General features: G+C 49.1%; 3 protein-coding genes. 2 read left to right on the top strand and 1 reads right to left on the bottom strand.

What is annotated here, in order from left to right:
* Positions 1-653: 653 nt before the first annotated feature.
* Positions 654-887: a hypothetical protein gene (locus QZT18_RS23395; protein WP_294152147.1), complete on the top strand. Its 234-nt coding sequence runs from the start codon at positions 654-656 to the stop codon at positions 885-887.
* A gap of 12 nt (positions 888-899) precedes the next feature.
* Positions 900-1,277 carry a hypothetical protein gene (locus tag QZT18_RS23390; protein WP_294152145.1) on the top strand — a complete coding sequence of 126 codons (378 nt, stop codon included), beginning with the start codon at positions 900-902 and terminating at the stop codon, positions 1,275-1,277.
* A 229-nt stretch (positions 1,278-1,506) separates the two neighbouring features.
* On the opposite strand, the gene QZT18_RS23385 is transcribed toward QZT18_RS23390, so the two are convergent.
* Positions 1,507-2,838: an MATE family efflux transporter gene (locus QZT18_RS23385; protein WP_294152143.1), complete on the bottom strand. Its 1,332-nt coding sequence runs from the start codon at positions 2,836-2,838 to the stop codon at positions 1,507-1,509.
* Between the last annotated feature and the right edge of the window lie 311 nt (positions 2,839-3,149).

The raw sequence follows: 3,149 nt of genomic DNA, 5'->3' as shown, positions 1-3,149 counted from the left end.
AAAAAATTCCTACAGGGACTCGCTCCCGCTTGTGGAATGCGCAGCGGATGCTAGATTCGACAAAACCTGCCACCGCACGTTTTTGCACTAAGCTCGATAGAACCTCGCTAAGTGCTCAATGTGTCATCAAGCACCGGCGGATTCCAAGGCCCCTTTCGGAAAGTTTTTCCCCTCCTTCCCCCAAAGGTAGGCTATGGCCCGGGACGGAAGACGCGAAGGTTTTCGCCATTCCGGCCCGGGCTGCTGCGGCTGATTGGTTCTATTCCTTCTAGGGGGAGGTATTGTCGCGGCCACTACGTTACTTCGGATGCCGGGATGATGTTCTTTATTAAGCTCTTAATTAATTAATTAATTTTTTTCTTGCAATCCCATGACCACCATGCTACGATAAATTTAAGCAGGGTTTCGGAAATTCTATTTCAAATCTTAACATTCTTATGCCGGATATGGCATTCAAAAGACTCTTTGCTTAACGATCCAATACACCGTAGGCAGGGAGGCAGAGGTTCTTCCTGTCGGGATTTACAGAAAGGAAGAAACGTCATGAGGGAAGAAGTGAGACGACCCGGGAAACTTTAAACCGTATCGGCAAACGGGCCATCCGGCTGGATGCCTGGGCTGTCGACAACCGGAACCGGCATTATGCTACGGAGATGCAGAATGACACGGAGAAGGATGATGTAAGGCGGAGAGCACGGTATTATCAGGGGCTTTTGGACACCCCGCTCTTAAAATCAGGCAGGGAAACCCGGTATAAACACCTTCCGTCCACGATTGTGACTTTTATAACCCAGGAGGATATTTTCGGGTGTGATTTGGCAAAATACACCTTTAAGGAACAATGTGAGGAAATAGCCGGTCTTTGCCTGGAGGATGGGACTACCTAGATTTTCTTAAATATGACAAGTAGAAATGGGGAGCCGGCCCTGGTCAGTCTGCTGCAGTATATGAAGGAAACGCGGCTGGACAATCCGGAGCTTGTAATAATGGATGAAAGAATCCGGAAACTGGATGAAATCGTAACCGAAGTGAAGCAGTCAGAAGAATGGGAGGCTGTGAAAATGAGTATATTATCTGTTGGAATTGAGCGCGGCCGTGCAGAGGGATTGGAGTGCGGCCTCAGAGAGGGCCGGTATTGCAAACTTAAGGAGCAGACCGCAAGAAAACTGGCAAAAGGAAAGAGTGCAATAATCATAGCGGAGGAACTGGAAGAAGAGCTGTCTGTGATAGAGCAGGTAATCCGGGAACTGAAGGAAGAACAGGAGAATTCCAATTGATAAATGGGATAACACAATAAAATGAAATGATAAAGGCGCTGTTTCATACCTGGTTTAGGGGAATGGAACAGCGCCTTATATTGAGTGGCAATAAAAGTTCGTGAAGCGTGCTTTTCATTGTTGGTGACGGCAGCCTGTGCTCGGGACAGCGGACTGCCGTTAATTGACCGTGATTCGTCCATTGAGTTTTTTTGCCGTTTAGTATGGTAAGCTTTGAAGGAGCGCTCACTCACTGGCTGACGGCCTGAGCTGCTACCTCCTCCGATAGTTTCTTCTTGGTCTTACGGCACTTACTGTAGCATAGACAGGCGGCGACGATCCAGGATATCCCTTCGCTGTAAGGAACGGATGGAAAGCCCAGGGGAACGACTAACAGGGCTGCGAGGGTCAGGCGGACGACGAGGCCGGTGACATTGCAGATGGCCGGTGTGACTACATTGCCGGTTCCCTGAAGGAAACCGATAAAAAGGTTAAGGATGCCAAAAACGGGATAAAAGATGGACAGCATAAGCAGGAAACTCTGCCCCAGATTGGCAACCTCCTCACTGACGCCGAACAGAAGAATGAACGGTTTGCCGAAGAGGATGACAATTCCGGCTATGGTGACGGACAGGGCGAGCATCATTTTAACGCCGATGGAATAGCCCTCCTGTATTCTCTTATACTGTCCGGCTCCCATATTCTGGGCGGTGAAAGTGGAGACGGCAGAGGCTACGCTGACCGCAGGCAGCATGGCAAGGGAGTCGAGCCGGTAGGCGGAGGTGATGGCCGTAACGGCCTGAACACCCAGCGTATTCATGATACCCTGCAGAATGATGCTTCCAAAGGACATAACTCCCGACTGGAGCACACAGGGGAGGCCGAGCCTTGTCTGTTCCCTCAATGCCTCCATGGTAAAATTGTGCCGACAGGGTATTTTCCTGATGACATGTATGTACAGGTATATGAGGACATAGAGACAGGAGAAGAGCTGCGACAGCACCGTTGCCAGTGCGGCGCCCATGATTCCCCAGTGGAATACTGCCACAAAGAGGACATCCACAAGGATATTGGTAAAGGTGGCAATGACAATGGCTTCCATGGAGGTCCTGCTGTTTCCCATACCCCGCAGGACGGAACTGCATATGTTATAAAGCATGACAAACGGAATTCCAATGAAAATCACGGAAATATAAGTTTTTGTCATGGCGAAGATACTTGCATCCGTATGCATCATGACCAGAACCTGATCAATAATGCCAAGGCTTAGAAAGGCCATTATGATGGAAGCGGGGAGAAGATAGAGAAAGGAGGTGCGGGCAGCCTCCCCGATTTTCTCATTCTCCTGGCGCCCCGTCAACCCAGCGATATAGATGGAGATACCGGTGGTGAAACCGATTATCACGTTGGTAAAGAACATGACGATACTGGTTGAAACACCGATGGCGGCGACCGCATTCTCACCGATAAAGTTGCCGGCAATCATGGAGTCGGCGATATTATACAATTGTTGCAGCAGACTGCTGGCCACGAGAGGGGCAGCAAACTGAAACAGTATTTTTGTGATATTTCCTTTTGTCATAGATAACTCCTGATTCATTACTGTTTAGCCGAAGGCCGGGCTGTAGGATATTACGGCCTGGAGGGCTGATCTCATCATAGCATAGGCGTTTTAAAAAGTCACTGATTTTCAGTTCCTCTTTCCCTTTTCAAGGAAGAATACGGAACAGCGGCCGTCCCGGCGGCGTTGTCCTTTCGACTTTTCTTCCCCAATTTCATGGATATTTTATAAAATAGTAGTGGTTAACAGGACTGGGGTTATGATATAATGTCCGCATTGCGGACATTATATCATGCGCATGCAGATTTCTGCGCCTGCCGCAGAAAGTCTGG

Source organism: uncultured Clostridium sp. (assembly GCF_900547735.1).
Classification (GTDB): domain Bacteria; phylum Bacillota; class Clostridia; order Lachnospirales; family Lachnospiraceae; genus Otoolea.
This window is presented reverse-complemented; position numbering and strand designations above follow the sequence as displayed.

Excerpts from the sequence above, each read along its gene's own strand:
- QZT18_RS23395 (WP_294152147.1), top strand. The coding sequence starts at position 654 with ATGCAGAATGACACGGAGAAGGATGATGTAAGGCGGAGAGCACGGTAT.
- QZT18_RS23390 (WP_294152145.1), top strand. The coding sequence starts at position 900 with ATGACAAGTAGAAATGGGGAGCCGGCCCTGGTCAGTCTGCTGCAGTAT.
- QZT18_RS23385 (WP_294152143.1), bottom strand. The coding sequence starts at position 2,838 with ATGACAAAAGGAAATATCACAAAAATACTGTTTCAGTTTGCTGCCCCT.